The sequence below is a fragment of the Litorihabitans aurantiacus genome (assembly GCF_030161595.1).
GTDB classification, from domain to species: domain Bacteria; phylum Actinomycetota; class Actinomycetes; order Actinomycetales; family Beutenbergiaceae; genus Litorihabitans; species Litorihabitans aurantiacus.
Map to the genome: position 1 here is coordinate 3,655,348 of NZ_BSUM01000001.1, position 17,360 is coordinate 3,672,707.

The 17,360-nt window shown below is 74.0% G+C and carries 15 protein-coding genes and 1 riboswitch; of the genes, 8 read left to right on the top strand and 7 right to left on the bottom strand.

Going from position 1 to position 17,360, the window contains the following annotated elements:
* Positions 1 to 51: 51 nt before the first annotated feature.
* The 4 genes from QQK22_RS17385 to QQK22_RS17400 all read left to right on the top strand — a co-directional run bounded on the left by QQK22_RS17385 (position 52) and on the right by QQK22_RS17400 (position 5,105).
* Complete coding sequence (locus QQK22_RS17385; protein WP_284248502.1) at positions 52 to 948, top strand: hypothetical protein; 897 nt, start codon at positions 52 to 54, stop codon at positions 946 to 948.
* A 92-nt stretch (positions 949 to 1,040) separates the two neighbouring features.
* The gene (locus QQK22_RS17390) at positions 1,041 to 3,182 is read left to right on the top strand and encodes a hypothetical protein (RefSeq protein WP_284248504.1); all 2,142 of its coding nucleotides are present in this window, start codon (positions 1,041 to 1,043) and stop codon (positions 3,180 to 3,182) included.
* 152 nt (positions 3,183 to 3,334) lie between these two features.
* Positions 3,335 to 3,425: riboswitch (SAM riboswitch) on the top strand.
* Between the two features lie 7 nt (positions 3,426 to 3,432).
* Positions 3,433 to 3,882, top strand: a complete 450-nt coding sequence (locus QQK22_RS17395; RefSeq protein ID WP_284252429.1) for a rhodanese-like domain-containing protein — start codon at positions 3,433 to 3,435, stop codon at positions 3,880 to 3,882.
* On the top strand, positions 3,879 to 5,105 hold the full coding sequence (locus QQK22_RS17400) for an O-succinylhomoserine sulfhydrylase (RefSeq protein ID WP_284248506.1): 1,227 nt from the start codon (positions 3,879 to 3,881) through the stop codon (positions 5,103 to 5,105). The genes QQK22_RS17395 and QQK22_RS17400 overlap by 4 nt, the downstream gene beginning before the upstream one ends.
* A gap of 21 nt (positions 5,106 to 5,126) precedes the next feature.
* On the opposite strand, the gene QQK22_RS17405 is transcribed toward QQK22_RS17400, so the two are convergent.
* The 4 genes from QQK22_RS17405 to QQK22_RS17420 form a co-directional block, all read right to left on the bottom strand.
* Complete coding sequence (locus QQK22_RS17405; RefSeq protein WP_284248508.1) at positions 5,127 to 7,277, bottom strand: HNH endonuclease signature motif containing protein; 2,151 nt, start codon at positions 7,275 to 7,277, stop codon at positions 5,127 to 5,129.
* Positions 7,278 to 7,366: 89 nt separating this feature from the next.
* Complete coding sequence (locus QQK22_RS17410; RefSeq protein WP_284248510.1) at positions 7,367 to 8,332, bottom strand: hypothetical protein; 966 nt, start codon at positions 8,330 to 8,332, stop codon at positions 7,367 to 7,369.
* A complete protein-coding gene (locus tag QQK22_RS17415; protein ID WP_284248511.1) occupies positions 8,329 to 9,309 on the bottom strand; it encodes a hypothetical protein in 981 nt (326 codons plus the stop codon). Before QQK22_RS17415 ends, QQK22_RS17410 begins: the two co-directional genes overlap by 4 nt.
* 42 nt (positions 9,310 to 9,351) lie before the next feature.
* Positions 9,352 to 9,771 carry a YccF domain-containing protein gene (locus QQK22_RS17420; protein WP_431310114.1) on the bottom strand — a complete coding sequence of 140 codons (420 nt, stop codon included), beginning with the start codon at positions 9,769 to 9,771 and terminating at the stop codon, positions 9,352 to 9,354.
* A gap of 190 nt (positions 9,772 to 9,961) precedes the next feature.
* Here QQK22_RS17420 and QQK22_RS17425 point away from each other — a divergent pair, with 190 nt between their 5' ends.
* From QQK22_RS17425 to QQK22_RS17435, 3 genes are all read left to right on the top strand, one after another.
* The gene (locus tag QQK22_RS17425; RefSeq protein WP_284252431.1) at positions 9,962 to 11,950 is read left to right on the top strand and encodes an alpha/beta hydrolase; all 1,989 of its coding nucleotides are present in this window, start codon (positions 9,962 to 9,964) and stop codon (positions 11,948 to 11,950) included.
* A gap of 730 nt (positions 11,951 to 12,680) precedes the next feature.
* The gene (locus tag QQK22_RS17430; RefSeq protein WP_284252449.1) at positions 12,681 to 14,345 is read left to right on the top strand and encodes an Ig-like domain-containing protein; all 1,665 of its coding nucleotides are present in this window, start codon (positions 12,681 to 12,683) and stop codon (positions 14,343 to 14,345) included.
* Positions 14,346 to 14,456: 111 nt separating this feature from the next.
* On the top strand, positions 14,457 to 14,840 hold the full coding sequence (locus QQK22_RS17435; RefSeq protein WP_284248515.1) for a hypothetical protein: 384 nt from the start codon (positions 14,457 to 14,459) through the stop codon (positions 14,838 to 14,840).
* A gap of 23 nt (positions 14,841 to 14,863) precedes the next feature.
* Here QQK22_RS17435 and QQK22_RS17440 read toward each other — a convergent pair whose 3' ends face one another.
* The 3 genes from QQK22_RS17440 to QQK22_RS17450 all read right to left on the bottom strand — a co-directional run bounded on the left by QQK22_RS17440 (position 14,864) and on the right by QQK22_RS17450 (position 16,543).
* Complete coding sequence (locus QQK22_RS17440; RefSeq protein WP_348525655.1) at positions 14,864 to 15,331, bottom strand: pyridoxamine 5'-phosphate oxidase family protein; 468 nt, start codon at positions 15,329 to 15,331, stop codon at positions 14,864 to 14,866.
* A 90-nt stretch (positions 15,332 to 15,421) separates the two neighbouring features.
* Positions 15,422 to 16,057, bottom strand: a complete 636-nt coding sequence (gene upp / locus QQK22_RS17445) for a uracil phosphoribosyltransferase (protein WP_284248519.1) — start codon at positions 16,055 to 16,057, stop codon at positions 15,422 to 15,424.
* Between the two features lie 9 nt (positions 16,058 to 16,066).
* A complete protein-coding gene (locus QQK22_RS17450; protein ID WP_284248521.1) occupies positions 16,067 to 16,543 on the bottom strand; it encodes a P-loop nucleotide/nucleoside kinase family protein in 477 nt (158 codons plus the stop codon).
* A 323-nt stretch (positions 16,544 to 16,866) separates the two neighbouring features.
* On the opposite strand from QQK22_RS17450, the gene QQK22_RS17455 reads away from it, so the two are divergent.
* The coding region (locus tag QQK22_RS17455) for a hypothetical protein (protein ID WP_284252433.1) at positions 16,867 to 17,360 on the top strand (494 nt) is incomplete at its 3' end.

The following is a 17,360-nucleotide window of genomic DNA, read 5'->3' on the forward strand; positions in this document are numbered from 1 at the left end:
TCCGGTGGTGGACGACGTGGTCGCCCCCTCGTGGAGGAGGTCGCAGCACCGGTGGTCGACGACGTCGTCGCCCCCGTGCTGGACGAGGTGGCAGCTCCCGCGATCGAGGAGGTCGTGGCTCCCGTCGTCGACGGGGTCGTGGCGCCGGTGGTCGAGGAGGTCGCGGCTCCGGTGGTCGACGGCGTGGTCGCGCCGGTGGTGGACGAGGTCGTGACCCCCGTGGTCGACGACGTGGTCGCCCCCGTCGTCGAGCAGGTCGCGGACGGCGTCGTGACACCGGTCGTCGCTGCGATCGAGCCGGTTCTCACCCCCGTGGTCGACGCGGTCGAGCCGGTCCTGACCCCGGTGGTCGAGGGTGTCGGTGGCGTGGTCGACCCCGTGCTCGAGCCGCTCGTGCCCGCGCTGCCGGGTGGGCTCGAGGAGGAGGTCGCGCCCGTCGTGCCGGTGCCCGCTCCCGGCCTCCCCGGGATGCCCGGGACGCCCGCCGACTCCGGCGCACCGCTGCCCGCGCCTGTGCTCCCCTCCATCCCGGCGCAGCCGGACGCCGGCCAGGTGGCGCTCGCGGACGCCGGCGCCGCGTCGACGGCCGGCGACGCCTCGTCGTCGCGCGACTCCGCCACCGCGCCGCGTACCGCGATCTCGACGCCGGTCGCCGCGCCGTCGGGCCCCGGGGGTGTCGAAGCACTTCCGCAGGCGTCCACCGCCACGCAGGACGGCGGAAGCGGTGCCGACGAGCGCGAAGGCAGCCCCTGGGGTGGTGCCGCCACGGTCGCCGTGATCGGTGGTGCGGCCACCGCCGTCGGCTCCGCGGGACCGACCCTGCTGCGCGAGGCGGCCCCGGCCGGCGGCGTCGCCCTCTCCGCCCTTCTTCTCGTGGGCGTGGCCCGGCGTCACCAGGACGCGCTGCCGCCCGCCCCCGCCCTGCGCATCCCCGTCTCTCCCGCCTGAGGGTCGTCGCGACCGGACCACGTCCGGCAGACGACATCGCGCCACGTGGCGCACCCACCCTCAGTCAAGGAGAAGGATCGATGCACGTAGTCATGCGTCGAGCACTGCAGACGGTGCTCGTGTCAGGCGGCCTGGTGGCCGCAGCTGCGGGGGCGGCTCACGCCTCCGACGGGTTGCTGGGAGACGTCGGGATCGACGTCCCGGTGACCGTTCCGGTGGAGGTCAGCGACGTCGCCGTCGGCCTCCTCGGTGACGCCGCCGTGGTGTCGCCGCCGGCGGCCCCGGCCGAGGCCCCGCCCCAGGCGCCGGTCGGCGGCGGTGGTGAGGTCGAGCGTCCGGTGGAGGCGCCGCAGGCGGCGGTCGAGGGCGACGGGCTCGCCGGGGACGTCTCGGTCGAGGCGCCCGTGACCGTCCCCGTCGACGTCGAGTCGATCGCGGTCGGGGACGCGACGGTCGTCTCGCACGAGGAGCCCGCGGCTCCGGCGCCGGCAGCTCCCGCCGAGGCGGCTCCGGCCGCTGTGGCGGAGGAGTCGTCGCACTCGGACGACGGTCTGGTCGGTGACGTCTCGGTGGTGGCGCCGGTGACGGTGCCGGTGGAGGTGTCCGACGTGGCCGCGGGTGTCCTGGGTGATGCCGCGGTGGTCTCGCACGAGACTCCGGCTGCTGCTCCGGCTGCCCCGGTCGAGGCGGCTCCTGTCGCTGTGGCGGAGGACTCGTCGCACTCGGACGACGGTCTGGTCGGTGACGTCTCGGTGGTGGCGCCGGTGACGGTGCCGGTGGAGGTGTCCGACGTCGCAGCAGGTGTCCTGGGTGACGCTGCGGTGGTCTCGAACGAGACGCCCGCGGCTGCCTCGGCCGCTCCGGTGGCAGTGGCGCCGTTGGGCTCGGGCTCGGGCTCGGACTCGGACTCGGACGACGGTCTGATCGGTGATGTCTCGGTGGTGGCGCCGGTGACGGTGCCCGTGGAGGTGTCCGACGTCGCTGCTGGTGTCCTGGGTGACGCCGCGGTGGTGTCCAACGAGTCGCCCGCTGCTCCGGCCGCTCCGGTGGCGGCTGCGCCGTCGTCGTCGGGCTCGGGCTCGGACGACGGCCTCGTCGGTGACATCTCGGTGGTGGCGCCGGTGACGGCGCCCGTGGACGTGTCCGACATCGCCGCAGGTGTCCTGGGTGACGCTGCGGTGGTCTCGAACGAGACCTCGGCTGCTGCTCCCGCGGCTCCGGTGGCGGCTGCGCCGTCGTCGTCGGGCTCGGGCTCGGACGACGGCCTCGTCGGTGACATCTCGGTGGTGGCGCCGGTGACGGCGCCCGTGGACGTGTCCGACATCGCCGCAGGTGTCCTGGGTGACGCCGCGGTGGTGTCCAACGAGTCGCCCGCTGCTCCGGCCGATCCGGTGGCGGCTGCGCCGTCGTCGTCGGGCTCGGGCTCGGACGACGGCCTCATCGGTGACATCTCGGTGCTGGCACCGGTCACGGTGCCCGTCGACGTGAGCTGCATCGCCGCCGGAGTCCTCGGCGACGCCGCGGTTGACTGCACCACGACGCCCGCGCAGCCGGTCGACACCACCCCGGGCGCCGAGGCTCCCGGCGGCGGTACGGGCGGTGGCGGTCTCATCGGCGACATCGGGATCGAGCTGCCGGTGACCGTCCCTGTCGACGTCGGCTGCATCGCGGTCGGTCTCCTGGGTGACGCCACGGCCGAGTGCACGACGGCCGCCGTCGACCCGGTGGACCCGGTGGACCCGGTGGACCCGACCGACCCGGTGGACCCGACCGACCCGGTCGACCCGGTTGACCCGACGGATCCGACGGACCCGGTCGACCCGACGGACCCGGTCGACCCGACGGACCCGGTGGACCCGGTTGACCCGACGGACCCGGTCGACCCGACGGACCCGGTCGACTCGACGGACCCGGTCGACCCGACCGACCCGACCGACCCGACGGACCCGACGGACCCGACCACGCCCGTCACCCCGGTGACGCCGGTGACCCCGGTGACGCCGATCGACGTCACGACCCCGGGGACCACCCCCGGCGGCTTCATCAGTGACGACGGCCGCGTGATCACCGCGACCGGCACCACCGGTGCCGGCACGACCATGCAGGTCGCGAGCCAGCAGTCCTCCCTCCCGACCACGGGCGTCACTCCGTTCGCGGCCGGGATCGCAGGGCTCCTGCTCCTCCTGGGGGCGGCTGCGCTGCGGTACTCGCGTCGGTCGACCTCGGCGGTGTGAGGCTGCGTCGACCACCGACGCGTCGCACCTGCTGACGCACGCCACGACGTCTCCCGGGCGGGCCGCCCGCCCGGGAGGCGCCGTCGTGCGCCGGAGCGGGACGGGATGCGGACCGATGTCGGACCCTCGTGACACCTTCGCTACCATCGGCGGGACCATCCAGAGCAGCTGAGAGACCTGGCTCGACGACGCTGCAGCAACCCCCGTCACGGGTGCGGGTGCTACCGCCAGGCCCGATGGAGGAGTGAGCATGACCGATTCCGCATCGTCCGACTGTCGTCACGACGGCGGCACCCACGGCTACGCGGGCGATCTCACGCCCGCCGAGGCGTGGGAGGCGCTGGAGCAGGACGGCGAGGCCGTCCTCGTCGACGTCCGCACCCCCCAGGAGTGGCAGCACACCGGGGTGCCGGACCTGACGTCGCTCCACCGTGACGCCGTCCTCGACCCGCTGCAGACGTTCCAGGGGCCGAACCCGGACTTCCTCGAGGCGCTGACGCGCGCCGGTCTCACCCCCGGCGACAACCGGACCGTCCTGTTCGTGTGCAAGTCGGGCGGTCGTTCGATCGCCGCGGCCCAGCTCGCGACGTCGGCCGGGTTCGGCCCGGCGTACAACGTGCTCGAGGGCGTCGAGGGTCACGCCGGCCCCGGCTGGGCGGGTCAGGGCCTGCCGCTGCGCGCGTGGGAGGGCGAGCGATGACCGACCCGCAGCCGCGCTCGCACCTGCCCGAGGGACTCCGTCCGGCGACGCTCGCCGTCCGCGGCGGCCAGGAGCGCACCGGCTTCATGGAGATCTCGGAGCCGCTGTTCCTCACGCAGGGCTACGCCTACCCGCGTGCGGCCGACGCCGAGGCCGCCTTCCTCGGCGAGCTCGACCGCTTCACGTACACGCGCTACTCGAACCCGACCACCTCGGCGTTCGAGGAGCGGCTCCGGCTCATCGAGGGGGCGGAGGCGTGCTTCGCGACCGCGACCGGGATGGCCGCGGTCTTCGCATCGATGGCGTGCCTCGTGCGCCAGGGCTCGCGCATCGTGGCCGGGCGCGCGATGTTCGGATCCACGCTCCTCGTGCTGGACGAGCTGTTCACCGGGTGGGGCGTCGAGACCGTCTACGTCGACGCGCACGACACCGCGCAGTGGGCTGAGGCGCTGGCGAGGCCGACCGACGTCGTGTTCTTCGAGACGCCGTCGAACCCGATGCAGGACATCGTGGACGTGCCCGAGGTGAGCCGCCTCGCCCACGCGGCGGGCGCCGTCGTGATCGTCGACAACGTCTTCGCGACGCCGGCGCTCCAGCGGCCGCTCGCGCTCGGCGCCGACGTCGTCGTCTACTCCGCCACGAAGCACATCGACGGCCAGGGGCGCGTGATGGGTGGGGCCGTGCTCGGTCCGCGCGACTACGTCACCGGGCCGCTGCAGACCTTCATCCGCAACACCGGCCCCACGATGAGCCCGTTCAACGCGTGGACGCTGCTCAAGGGCCTCGAGACGATGGACCTGCGCATCGCCCGGCAGTGCGAGAGCGCGCTGCGGGTCGCGCAGTGGCTCGAGACGCAGTCGGCCGTGACCGAGGTCCGCTACCCCTACCTGCCTTCGCACCCCCAGCACGAGCTCGCGAAGGCGCAGCAGAGCGCGGGCGGCACGGTCGTCGCGTTCACGCTCGACGGGCCGCAGGATCCCGACGGCGGGAAGCACCGCTCGTTCGCGTTCCTGGACGCGCTGCGGATGATCGACATCTCGAACAACCTCGGGGACGCCAAGTCGCTCGTCACGCACCCCGCGACGACGACGCACATGAAGACCGGCTACGACGGGCGCCAGCGCGTCGGCCTCTCGGAGACGACGATCCGGTTGTCGGTCGGGCTCGAGGACCCGGACGACCTGCTCGACGACCTCGCGCGGGGGCTCGCCGCCGGGTTCTGAGGGGTTGGTGGACGTCAGGCGTCAGGCGGCGCCGCGCGGCCGGGTGGCGGGCCGCGTCGTGTCGGGTGTCTCGACCAGCGTGCTCACTCCGCCGATCTCGCGCCGGTAGCGGTGCCCCTCGGGCGTGCGCCACAGCGCGGCACCCGTGGCGTCGAGGGTCAGCTCGTGACCGAGGTGCGTCTTCACCAGGTGGTGGTGGCGGCACAGCGGCCGGAGGTTCGCCGCGGTCGTGTGCCCCGCGGGCCAGGGCGTGACGTGGTCCAGGTCGCACGCCGAGGCGAGCACGGTGCACGACGGCGCGACGCACGTCGGGTGCATCACGCGCACCTCCCGCGCGAGGGCCGCACCGGGGACGTACCCGGCCCGGCCTGCGGCTGACCCGCCGCCGTCGGTCACCTCGACGGTGCGGCCGTCGGTCACCTCGACGGTGCGGCCGTCGTCGTGATCGGGACCGGCGGCGACCGGCGTGACGCTCACGGTGAGGTGCGACGGCGGGTCCACGGCAAGCGCCCGCGCCGTCACCGGATCGAGGGGGCCCAGTCCGAGGACCGCCGGCACGTCGACGCCGAGGCGGCAGCTGGTCGGTGCCTCGAAGGTGTCGTAGGGGTTGGCGGCGTCGTCGACGAGCGCCGCCGGGGAGAACTCCCACGCGTAGGCGTCGGCGGCGCACGGGTGCGCGTCCGGGGTCGCGAGGTGGGCGTCGCTCAGCTGCAGGGTCAGCCGGGACGTGGTTCCGCCGAACGGGACGAACGGCGGTGGTGCCTCGAGTCGCGGGTCGAGGATCGACTCGGCGAGGCTGCGGGCCGGCGGAGGTGGTGGTGGTTGCGCCGCCGTCGGTGACCCGGACGCCGGCGGGGGAGCGCCGCGCTCCGACGCCACGTCGCGCGATCGTCGACGCGAACGCCTCCGGGCGTCGCGCGCCAGGCGCCGCACGGCGGGGAGCGCCTGCGACGGAACAGTGAAGAGTTCTGGTTCCGGCGTCGACGCCCACGCGGGTGCCGATGCCGGGTCTGGTGCAGACACCAGGGTCGATCCCGACGCAGGCACAGACCCGAACGCCGACCGCGACGACGACGCGGGGGCTGGGTCGGCTTCGTCGGGCGTTGGAGGCACGGTCGGCGTCGCGGGTCGAACGAGCGGCGGCTCAGCGGAGGCCCCGGCCGTCGCGCCGCCGGGGGATGACGCCGTTACCCCGAGTGCCGGTGCCCGGAGCGCCGGCGACCCGAGTGCCGGTGCCCCGGGCGCCGGCGACCCGAGCGTGGGGGCCTGACCAACGTGAGCAGCGCCGTCGTCACCTTGGCCACCCGCCCGCCCGCACACGTCGATCCGCCCCGCCGCGAGCGCGTCGGCCGCGACCGCCACGACGGCGTCGGCACGGAGCTGGTCCAGCGTCCGGGCGTCGCCAGCGGCACGTGCCGCTCGCGCGGCCGCCTCGGCCATCGCGTGGACAGAGGCCACGTCCATCAACGGGGCCACGAGGCGGACGGACGCCTGCCCGTCGGGCAGCAGCCGCACGGACTCGAGACGCCGACGAGCGGTCGCCCGCACGGCGCGCTCACGTGCAGCACCGGGATCGACCTGCACCACCACCGCCTGCACCCGCGCGCGCAGCTCCTGGTGCGCGAGCCCGGGCGCGTCGGGCAGCACCTGCTCGCAGACCGCGAACGAGACCTCCGGCTCGGCGTCCACGAGCACCTCGGCGAAGACGCTCGCCTTCCCGGCGTCGATCCGCCCCTGCGCCAGGGCGGTGCCGACGGGGTGCAGGACGTCCTCGTACAACCGCCCCTCGCCGACCAGGCGCGCCGCCCGGTGCCGGGAGATGCCGAGCCGCATCGCGATCGAGTCCGCGGCGCTCCCCCTCATCTCGACGCGACCCGACCGGCGGCGCTCCCGCTCCACGACCGGCTGCCGGGCCTCGAGGGCCGCCGCGGCGTCGCGCTGGGCGGCGGCCGCCCACGCCTCGACGCCCGCGAGGGCGGCGATGGTCTCGACGAGCGCCGCGGAGTCGAGCGAACGCAGCCGCGCGTACTCGGTGAGCTGGGCGAGACGTTCGAGGAGCTCCTGCGGCGCGCCACCATCGTCAGGAGCACCGAGCCCGAGGTGCTCGCGCACGGCAGCGGGACTCTCGGCCCTCCGGCCGAGATCCCACGCTGCGACGCCCCCATCGAACATGCGTCCAGTTTACCGGCTACACATGCAAAAATATAGGGGGTCGGAAGAATCTGTGGACAGACGTTCCGTCCGGCGGACCGCCGCCACCGTCACTCCTCCTCGACCTCCCCGTCCCGCCAGTGCTCGACCGTCTGCAGGATCCAGAACGCCGTGTAGAGCAGGAGCAGCACGACCTCGATCCAGAACACGAGCGGGAACGCGTCGTCGTCGCCCACCGCGAGCCACACCACGAGACCCGCCACCACAGACGCACCCATCGCGACCCCTATCGCGAGGTACGAGCGGCGGTAACCGCGCTCGCCCATCCGCCGGGGCCGCGGCGGTGGCGACGCCCGCCGCGCGTTGATCCACACGACCGCCACGAGCAGCGCGAAGAACGTGATCGCGCTCGCGTAGTGCGCGTACGCGAGGAACGACGCACGCCCGAGCAGGAACCACGCCGTCGTGATCGCCCACAGGCCCACCGCGATCGCGACGGCACGTTCGGAGCCCGCCCGCCACGCGCGGCCCCGCGCTCGCGCGCGCACCGCTCGCACGCCCACGAGCACAAGGGTCGCGAGGCCCACCAGGAGGTAGGCGGAGACGTTGTTGGCGACGTCGGGCTCCACCTCGACCGGGACGCACGCCACCTCCACGTCCGGGCACGAGACGGGCAGCCACTCGCCGCCGGGGATCGAGGCGAGCACCACCGGCGTCGGCACGAGCCCGACCAGCGGGACGAGCATGCCGGCGACGTCGAGGAGCCCGTCCTCCCATCCGGGCCGCCCCTTGATGGCGAGCAGCGCGAGCCCGACGGCGATCAGCGAGCCCACCAGCACGCCCCGGACGGGGGAGTAGAAGGTCGCGCTGATCGATCCCGGGATGACGCCGACGCGTGCGATCTCCACCCCGACCCCGGTCAGCAGCAGCAGGCCCGCGCCGACGAGGCCGACGCGCAGCGCCCGGTAGGTGTCGAGCGTCGGGGGCGCCGAGCTCGCCGTCGTGGAGGAGGCCGCGCGTCGGTCCGGCGAGTCCGCCGCCCCCGAACCAGCCCCCGACCGCGTCGCCCCGTTCATCGTCCCCGGGTCCTTCCGCCCGGTCGCCCCGGTCGCACCCGCCGCCCCAGCGGCGCGAGCAGCGACGGCGAGAGCCCCGCGCCGCCGTCGTACGCCGCCCAGGCGAGCCACGCCATCGGCGACATCTCCGAGGCCTGCGTGTGCACGTCCTCGGGGAGGTAGCGGGTCATGCCGCGCAGCTCGTCCTCCCAGGCGCGAGCCGCGGCGCGCCGTCGCTCGCCGTCCTGGGGCAGTCGCTCGAGCGCCCGCGCCTCGCGCAGGGTGATCCGCTCGAGGTGGTGGGCGTTCGCGTTCTCGTGCCGGGTCCGCGCGTCCGGCCGGTGCCGCGACGGGCCCGGGGCGAGCAGGTCGAGCGCGAGGGCCGCCGCGAGCAGGGCGTCGACACCGCCCAGCACCCACCACCACACCGGTGGTCCGGTGCCGAGGCCCCGCCCGGCGGTCAGTCCGGTCACGACGGCGAGCACCAGGCCGAGCGTCACCACCACCCCGGCAGCGGTGCGGCCCGGGCGATCGCGGTGCGCACCGGGCCCGCGCCGACGACGCTCCACCGCGAGCTCCGCGCCGGCGGCGAGGGCGAGCCCGAGCATCGAGCCCGTCAGGACGAGTGTCCCGGCGGCGATGGTCCGGGTGTCGATGCGTTCGCCGAGCACGACGATCGCCGCAACGGCCGGCGCGAGCGCGAGCACCAGCACCAGGGCCCACCACAGGGCACCGTGCAGCTGCCCCGGGCCCGCCGCGGCTCCCGAGAGCGCCGGGTCTCCGGTCGAGCCCGCCGAGCCCGCCGAGCCCGCTGAGCCCGCCGCCCCGGCCGAGCCCCGGCGCGACCGCCACCGGGCGAGCTGCCGTCGCCGACCCTCGAGCGTCACCAGCCGCGTCACGACGTCCCGCGGCAGCCCACCGCCCGCGGCCGAGGCGGTCACCGCGGCCCGCGCGGCGGCACGGATCTGCTCCTGGGTGCCGAGGACCTGCACACTCACGACCCCGCCACCTCCGTCACCCTCGCCCCGACCCGCGCGGGCTCAGACCCGCAGGCTGCCGTAGGACGCGAACACGGTGTCGCTCGGCACGATCTGCCGCCCGAGCGGCGTGAGCGTGATGGGGATGATCTTCAGCTCGGCGATCGCGAGCGGGATCCCGATGATCGTCACGGCCAGCGCGACGGCGCTCACGACGTGCCCGATCGCGAGCCAGATCCCCGCCACCACGATCCAGATCACGTTGCCGACGGCGGAGGCCGTCCCCGCCGTCGGGCGCTGCACCGCGGTGCGTCCGAACGGCCACAGCACGTACCCGGCGATGCGGAACGAGGCGATGCCCCACGGGATCGTGATCACCAGGACGAAGCAGATCAGGCCGGCGACGGCGTAGGCGAGCGCCAGCGGGAGGCCGGCGAGCACCAGCCAGATCACGTTGAGGACGAACCGCAGGAGTGCGCGCATGCGTCCATCCTGCCCGGTGCGTCCGACACCGAGGGTGGGCGCCGCCGTCGCCCTCGTCGGCTGTGGACGTGCACGAACCGGAACAGAACTGGAAACCCGCCGTCATCGCGCGGAAACCGCGCGTTCCTAGGTTGACGACGCGGCCACCCTGACCGGCCGCGCCTCGCCCCTTTCCTCCCTTGGAGCTGCCGTGAAGGCATCCGGTTCCGCACGCGCCCGTGCGCTCGCCGTCGTCCCCCTGCTCGCCGCCCTCGTCGTCCCGCTCGCGGCCCTGCCCGCGCAGGGCGCGCCACCCGACACGCCCCCGCCGCCCACGAGTGAGGAGGCGACGGCGCCGGCCCCGGGCGAGGTCGTCACCGCCGACTACTCCACCCTCCCCGACCCCACGGAGCGCGGCCCCTTCACGCCGGCCACGATCCAGGAGACGAAGCTCGGCCTCGTCGACCTGCAGGAGCCGGCCTCGGCCGGAAACGCCCCCACGCCGCGGACCGCGCAGAGCCCCGAGCGCATGCAGATCCGCGGCGCGCTCTACCACCCGCAGGACCGTACGCAGCCGTCGCCCGTGATCGTGCTCGTGCACGGCAACCACGGCTCGTGCGACACGGGGACGAACAGCGCGGACCTCACCTGCGCCGAGTTCAAGCGCAACGAGGCCGGGTACGCCTACCTCGGCGAGAACCTCGCGACCTGGGGCTACACCGTCTTCTCGGTGTCGCAGGACCAGCTGATGATGCGCCAGGACAACCCCAAGGGGAAGGGCATGCACCAGCGCCGCCTCCTCATCGCCGCGACGCTCGACGCCCTGACCGCGGCCAACGCCCCCGGCGGACTCCCGCTCGACGCGAACACCACGATCGGTGACACGCTCGCGGGCCGCCTCGACATGACGCGCATCGGCCTCATGGGCCACTCGCGCGGTGGCGACGCCGTCACCAGCTTCATCGACTACAACCGCATCCGCACCGACGGCCCGCGCTACCCCCTGCGCGGCGTCATCTCGCTCGCGCCGGTCGACTACGAGCGCAAGGCCCCCTACGGGACGCCGTACATGTCGATCCTGCCGTGGTGCGACGGCGACGTCTCCAACCTCCAGGGCGCCCGCTTCTTCGAGCGCGGCCAGTACGTCAACGGCACCGACCCCTTCCCGCTGATCCAGTCCTCGCAGCTCGGTGCGAACCACAACTGGTACAACACCGTCTGGTTCGCCGACGGCCAGGACGGCGGGAACGTCGCCGACGCGGCGTGCGGCAACTCCGCCCCCACGAACGGCAACAACGTCCAGCCGAACAACCTCCGCCTCTCGGGCGCCGCGAGCCTGGACCCCTGGTCCTACCTCATCGACAACTCCGACACCTTCAACCCGCTGGTCAACACGAAGATCTCTGGCGACCCCGCGCGGATGGGCGACCAGGAGAAGGTCGGCCTCGCCAGCATGGCCGCGTTCTTCCGACGCTACGTCGGTGGTGAGGGCGCGTTCGAGCCGTACATGACGGGTGAGCTGTCCACGACGGAGGACCACCTCCAGATCCCGGCCTCGGCCTGCCCCACGAGCGAGTCCGGTGCGCGGATCGACTGCGCCGAGCGCGTCTCGACGTCGTACTTCCCGGCGGGTGACGAGCGCGTCGACGTGATCCGGCCCGAGATCGAGAACCCGCTGACGCTCAACGCGCTGGGCGGCTCGCTCACCGGCACCGGATTCGCCTACCCCTACCTCGACAACGGCGGCGTCACGCTCCCGGCCGCCACCGCGCAGGGCTTCGACTGGTGCAACCCCGAGCCCGACCACTTCGCGCCGAGCCAGCTCGGGCTCCGCACGCAGCCGACCGCAGCCAAGGCCTGCCCGCTGCCGGGCAAGGCCGAGCTCGGCGGCCAGAACGGGATGCGCGAGAACTCCCCGTCAACCACTCCTACGGCCGCCAGCTCGCGCTCGCGTGGGAGGAGGGGCGCCCGCCACCCTCACGGCCGACGTCCCGGCCGCCTCGGCCGACGTCAGCGGCCTGAAGGCGCTGGCGCTCGCGGCCGACGTCAACTACTTCGACCCGCGCAACCCCGGCTCGGTCCGCTTCGACGACTCCGGCACGCCACTCCCGGTCACCTACGACCCCGCCGCCACGAGCCAGGACTTCGTCATCGCGCTGACCGACACCGCCGGCACCGAGGGCACCGTGCTGGCCGGTGACGAGCGCTGGGGCAACGCGCTGCACATGTCCACGGGCACCCAGACCTCGCGCATGCACATCGTGCTCGAGCAGGTGCGCGTGCCGCTGGCCGAGTTCGCCGCCCAGGGCGTCGACCTCACCGCCATCGACAGCGTCGAGCTCCGCTTCGGCGCCGAGGGCACGCCGGCCTCCGGCTCGATCCAGCTCGCGGACGTCCGCTTCCAGGAGGCCGCGACCTCCGAGCCGCTGGTGCTGTCCGACGGCGTCGCGCCCGACCAGGGCGCCGGGTACGGCCCGCCGGCCACCGGTCCGGACCCGGCCACGTTCCTGGAGGACTACGACAACACCCCCGGCAGCGTCACGCTGGTGGACACCGTCGGCCAGGAGGCCTCCAACGTCTCGTGGGTGGTGGACGACGACCGGGTGCAGTGCCCGAACGCGTCCTTCACCTCGATCCAGGCGGCCGTCGACCACGCCTCGCCCTGGGACACGATCGTGGTGTGCGACGGCACCTACGTGGAGCGCTCAGCGCCGGTGAACGGGGCGGGCAACCCCGTCGCCACCGGGGCGCTCAACGGTCTGACGATCACCAAGCCGCTGCGCATCAAGGGTGCGGGTGCCGAGAAGGTCACGATCATGCCGGACCAGTCGCTGACGACGCTGGCGGGCGAGACGCCCTACCTGCGCGACGGCGGCGGGAACGTCGTGACGATCTCGCGCCAGTCGCTCGGGTCGACCGACACCAACGAGATGTTCGTCGACATCTCGGGCGTGACGGTGACCTCGGGCGACGTGTTCGCCGAGGCGGGCATCGCCTACCTGAACGCCGCCGGTCGGATCTCCGAGAGCGTCGTGGGTCCGCTGCGCACCGCCACCAGCCCCGAGGAGCTCGCCGCCCACCCGCACGGCTGGGGTGTCGTGCGCACCGGCAGCATCCAGGGCGCGGGCCCCGGCACGGTCGAGACCGAGCTGACCGTGACCGGCAGCCAGATCACGGGCTACCAGAGCGGCGGCGTGCTGATCGACGGCGGCTGGGGCACGGACGACTCCGTCACGACCGCCCAGACCTCCGGCATCCGCATCCACGGCTACGTCTCCGACACGGTCGTGACCGGCACCCGCAACGCCGCCTTCCCCCAGACCGGGGTCGCCTTCACGGGCGGCGCCGACGGCTTCGTCGAGGACAGCCGGGTCACCGGGCACTACTACCAGGCCGATCCGGCCCGCTCCTTCGGCGTGCTGCTGCGCGACGCGGGCACCGGTGCGCTCGCCGTGCGCGGCAGCGTCCTGGAGGGCAACGGGTTCTCGGTCTTCAACGCGGCGGGCGACGGCGCGGCGGTGCGCGAGGGCGCACCGGTCACCGTCTCGAGCAGCTACCTCGGCCGCGGGGCACTCGTGGTCGGTGGGCCCGCCAACCCGTCCCAGGGTCGCGAGGCGATCTCGGGCAACGACGGCGCCGGTGCCGCCTCGGTTCGCGTGCAGCAGCGGGTCACCACCCCGCCGTCGGGCGTGCCGACCACGGTGGGCGCGACGCCGGACGCCGCCCCGCGCGGCAGCGTCGTCGACCCGCTCGACGGACTCGTGATCGAGGCCGGCGAGACGGTGACACCGGTGGTGCGCGCGGCGGACGACCTCGCCGTCGCGAGCGTGACGCTGCTCGCGAACGGCGTGGAGGTCGGTTCCTCGCAGGTCTCGCCGTACACGTTCACCTGGACGGCGCAGGAGGCCGACAAGGGCACCGAGATCGTGCTCACGGCGAGGGTGACCGACTCGGCCGGGAACGTCACGACCACGGCGCCGGTCACCCTCGCGGTCGCCGACGACGCCCCGCCCGCGATCTCGTTCGTGGACGTGCCCGAGGGCACGATGTTCTACGACGAGATCTCGTGGCTGGCCCGGGCCGGGATCTCGACCGGTTGGGAGCTGCCCGACGGCACGCGGGAGTTCCGCCCCGTCACGCCGATCGCGCGTGACGCGATGGCCGCCTTCCTGTTCCGGATGCGCGCCCCGGCCGGCTACGTCGCCCCCGACGTCTCGCCGTTCGTCGACGTGCCCACGACGAGCCAGTTCTACCGCGAGATCGCCTGGCTGTCGGAGGCGGGCATCTCCACGGGCTGGGAGCGGGCCGACGGCACGCGGGAGTTCCGGCCGCTGGAGAACATCGCGCGCGACGCGATGGCGGCGTTCCTCTACCGGCTGGCCGACTCGCCGGAGGTCGACGTGCCGAGCGCGTCGCCGTTCGCCGACGTCGCGGTGGGCAACCAGTTCTTCACCGAGATCGCGTGGGTCGCGCAGAGCGGCGTGGCGACCGGGTGGCGGGGCAACGACGGGTCGGCGCCCGAGTACCGCCCGCTCAACCCGGTCAACCGCGACGCGATGGCGGCGTTCCTGTCACGGTTCGACCAGCTGCCGTGACCGGTGGGTGACGCACGCGTGAGTCACGTGTGATCGGCGGCGGGGTCGGGCGCGAGCCCGGCCCCGCCGTCGTCGCGTGGGGGTGGAGTCACCCGGCGCGAGAATGGCGGGGTGTCCGCGCCTCGCCCGACCCCCGCACCCACCACCAGCAGCCCCGCCACCCGCAGCACCCCCACCACCGCCCTGACCACCGGCGCGATCGCCGGCGGCTCGCTCCTGCTCGGCTTCGCCGCCGCCCAGGTGACGGGCCTGCGGTGGGCGGGCGCCGCCGTCGTGCTCGCGGGGGCGGTGTGGTGCGTGCTGCGCGAGCGCCGCCGGACCGCCGCGTGGCGGATCGGCGCGGTGCTGGCGATCGGGGTGGCCTGCTTCGTCGCGGCGCACCTGCTGAGCGACCCGCTCGGGCCGTGGGTCGCCGTCGCCCTCGTCAGCCTCGTGCTCGCGGGGACGACGACGGCGCTCGTCCGGGTCCCGAGGAACCGGACGAGCGCCGCGTAGGAGCTGCTGGGAGCCGCGCCGGGCTACAGCTCGACGGTCTCGTTGTCACCCGGGTCGGGCTGCTGGCCCCGCAGACGCTTGGTGGCCAGCTCGATCAGCGTGGCGACCTTGCCGGGGGAGTCCCAGTACTCGGCGCTCTCGCCCTCGATCACGACGGCGACCAGGCCGGGCGTGTCGATGCCCTGCGGGAACCACGCCTCGGCGGACGGGGTCCAGACCCGCTCGAGGTCGGCGCGGTCGCGCGAGGTGCGGGCGCTCCCGGTGACCGAGAGCCAGGATCCCTTGCCGGCGAACGAGGCGTTCACGCCGGGGTGGGCCTCGATCTCGGCGACGATGTCGGCGTCGCCGGCGGCGACGTACCAGAAGGCGCCGTCCTCGGTCGCCTCCTGCAGGGACAGGGGCGGGAGCGCAGCGACCCGTCGGGGCGTGCGTGGTGACCATCGTGATGTCGACGTCCTGGGCGATCTCCCGGACGGTGCGGCGGGCGTCAGCGTTCTCGTGAGTGCTCATGCTCCATTGAAGGCACTCCGGGCGGCGCTTGGCCAGGATCTCGTCGTCGGGATCAGCCCTCGGACCGGGGCTCAGACCACGCCGTAGAGGCGGTCGCCGGCGTCGCCGAGGCCCGGGACGATGTACCCCTTCTCGTTCAGCTTCTCGTCGATCGAGGCGGTGACGATGGTGACGTCGGCGCGGTCGCCGATCGCGTCCTCGACGGCCTTGAGGCCCTCGGGAGCGCACAGCAGCGTGATGCACGTGACGTGGCGCGCCCCGCGCTCGAACAGGTACTCGATGGCGGCGACGAGAGTGCCGCCCGTCGCGAGCATCGGGTCGAGCACGTAGCACTGGCGGCCGGCGAGGTCGTCGGGCAGGCGGTTGGCGTACGTGACCGCCTCGAAGGTCTCCTCGTTGCGCTGCAGACCGAGGAAGCCGACCTCCGCCGTCGGCAGCAGACGGGTCATGCCCTCGAGCATGCCGAGACCTGCGCGCAGGATCGGCACCACGATCGCGTTCGGGCTCGCCAGGTGGGTGCCGACGGCGGTCGCCACCGGCGTGGTGATCTCCACCTCCTCGACGGCGATCTCCCGCGTGGCCTCGTAGGCGAGCAGCGTCACCAGCTCCTCGGTGAGCTGACGGAAGGTCGGCGACGGCGTCCCCGTCTCCCGCAGCACGGTGAGCTTGTGGGCGACGAGCGGGTGGTTGGCCACGTGGACGCGCATACTGCCAGGTTAGTGGGTCGGCTCCTCCTGCCGGACGATGCGCAGGGGGCCCTCGTCCGCCGTCGGCGGCTCGAAGGTGTCGAGGTGCTCGCGGATCTGCTCCGGCGTGAGGGCGACGTCGTCCGCACCGGCGCCGCCGCGCCGCGCGAGGCGGCGCTCCAGCTCCGGCCGCGGGACCTCGAGGTAGACCGTCACGGGCTCGACGCCGGTGGTCCGGATCAGCGCGCGCCACTCCGCGCGCATCGCGCGCGTGCTGAACGTGAGGTCGAGCACGACGTCGCGTCCCCCTGCCACGAGGTCGGCGAGCCGTGTGCGCAGGTCGGCGTCGACCTCCGCCATGACGTCCGGGGGAGTGGTGAGGGGCGTGAGGCCACGCTCGTGGAGGGCCACGTCGAAGGAGAGTCGGACCGCGCCGTCGCGCTCGAGGGTGCGGGCGAAGGTCGACTTGCCGGAGCCGGAGGGGCCGCACATCATCACCACGCTCACCCGGCCATCATGGACGGGGAGGGGTCGGATCGCGAGGTGGCGGTCACGCCACGGCCCAGCGGGGGCGAGCGCCGGGGGGCCGGCTCGCCCGCACAGGGCGTCCCGGCGTCACCGAGCCGGGTGCTCTCGCAGCCGACCCCGACGGTCACCCCCGCGGAACCGGGCGACCTAACAATCACGGAGCCTACGTTTGGGTCAACACAGGGTCAATGATGGGTTCGCTCAAGGCCATCCTGGACGGGGGGCCGATGCCGTCGGGCGCGCGCCGTAGGATCGGGCGCGTCCACGGCTCGACCGCAGCGACCGACCGCAGGGAGCACCCGATGGCCACCGCGCCCACCTCGTCCGCCACCACCGACGACGCCGGCGCCGCCGACGCCCCGGCCACCGCGGGGCCCTCCGCCATCACCGCCGAGCTCGTGGCCGACTCGGTATCCCCGGCGGGCGTGCGGCTCAGCACGATGGTCGTGACGGTGCCGCGCTCGGCGCTCGCGGAGCTCAACACGCACCGCGTCTTCTCGCGCAACTCTTCATCCTCCCGCGCCGTCCCGATCCAGCGGATGATCGACTACGTCGCCACCACGCCGTACGTGCCGCGCGCGTTCTCGCTGCACAAGCCGGGCATGAACGCGCACGAGTTCGTCGAGCCGGGCTCGGAGCGCTGGGACGAGGTGCTGCGCTGGTGGCTCGACAGCGCCGACCAGGCGCTCGAGCGGGCCCGCGAGGGCATCGCCCTCGGCCTGCACAAGCAGGACGTCAACCGCATCCTCGAGCCCTACCTGATGCACACGGTGGTCGTCTCCAGCACCGACTGGGA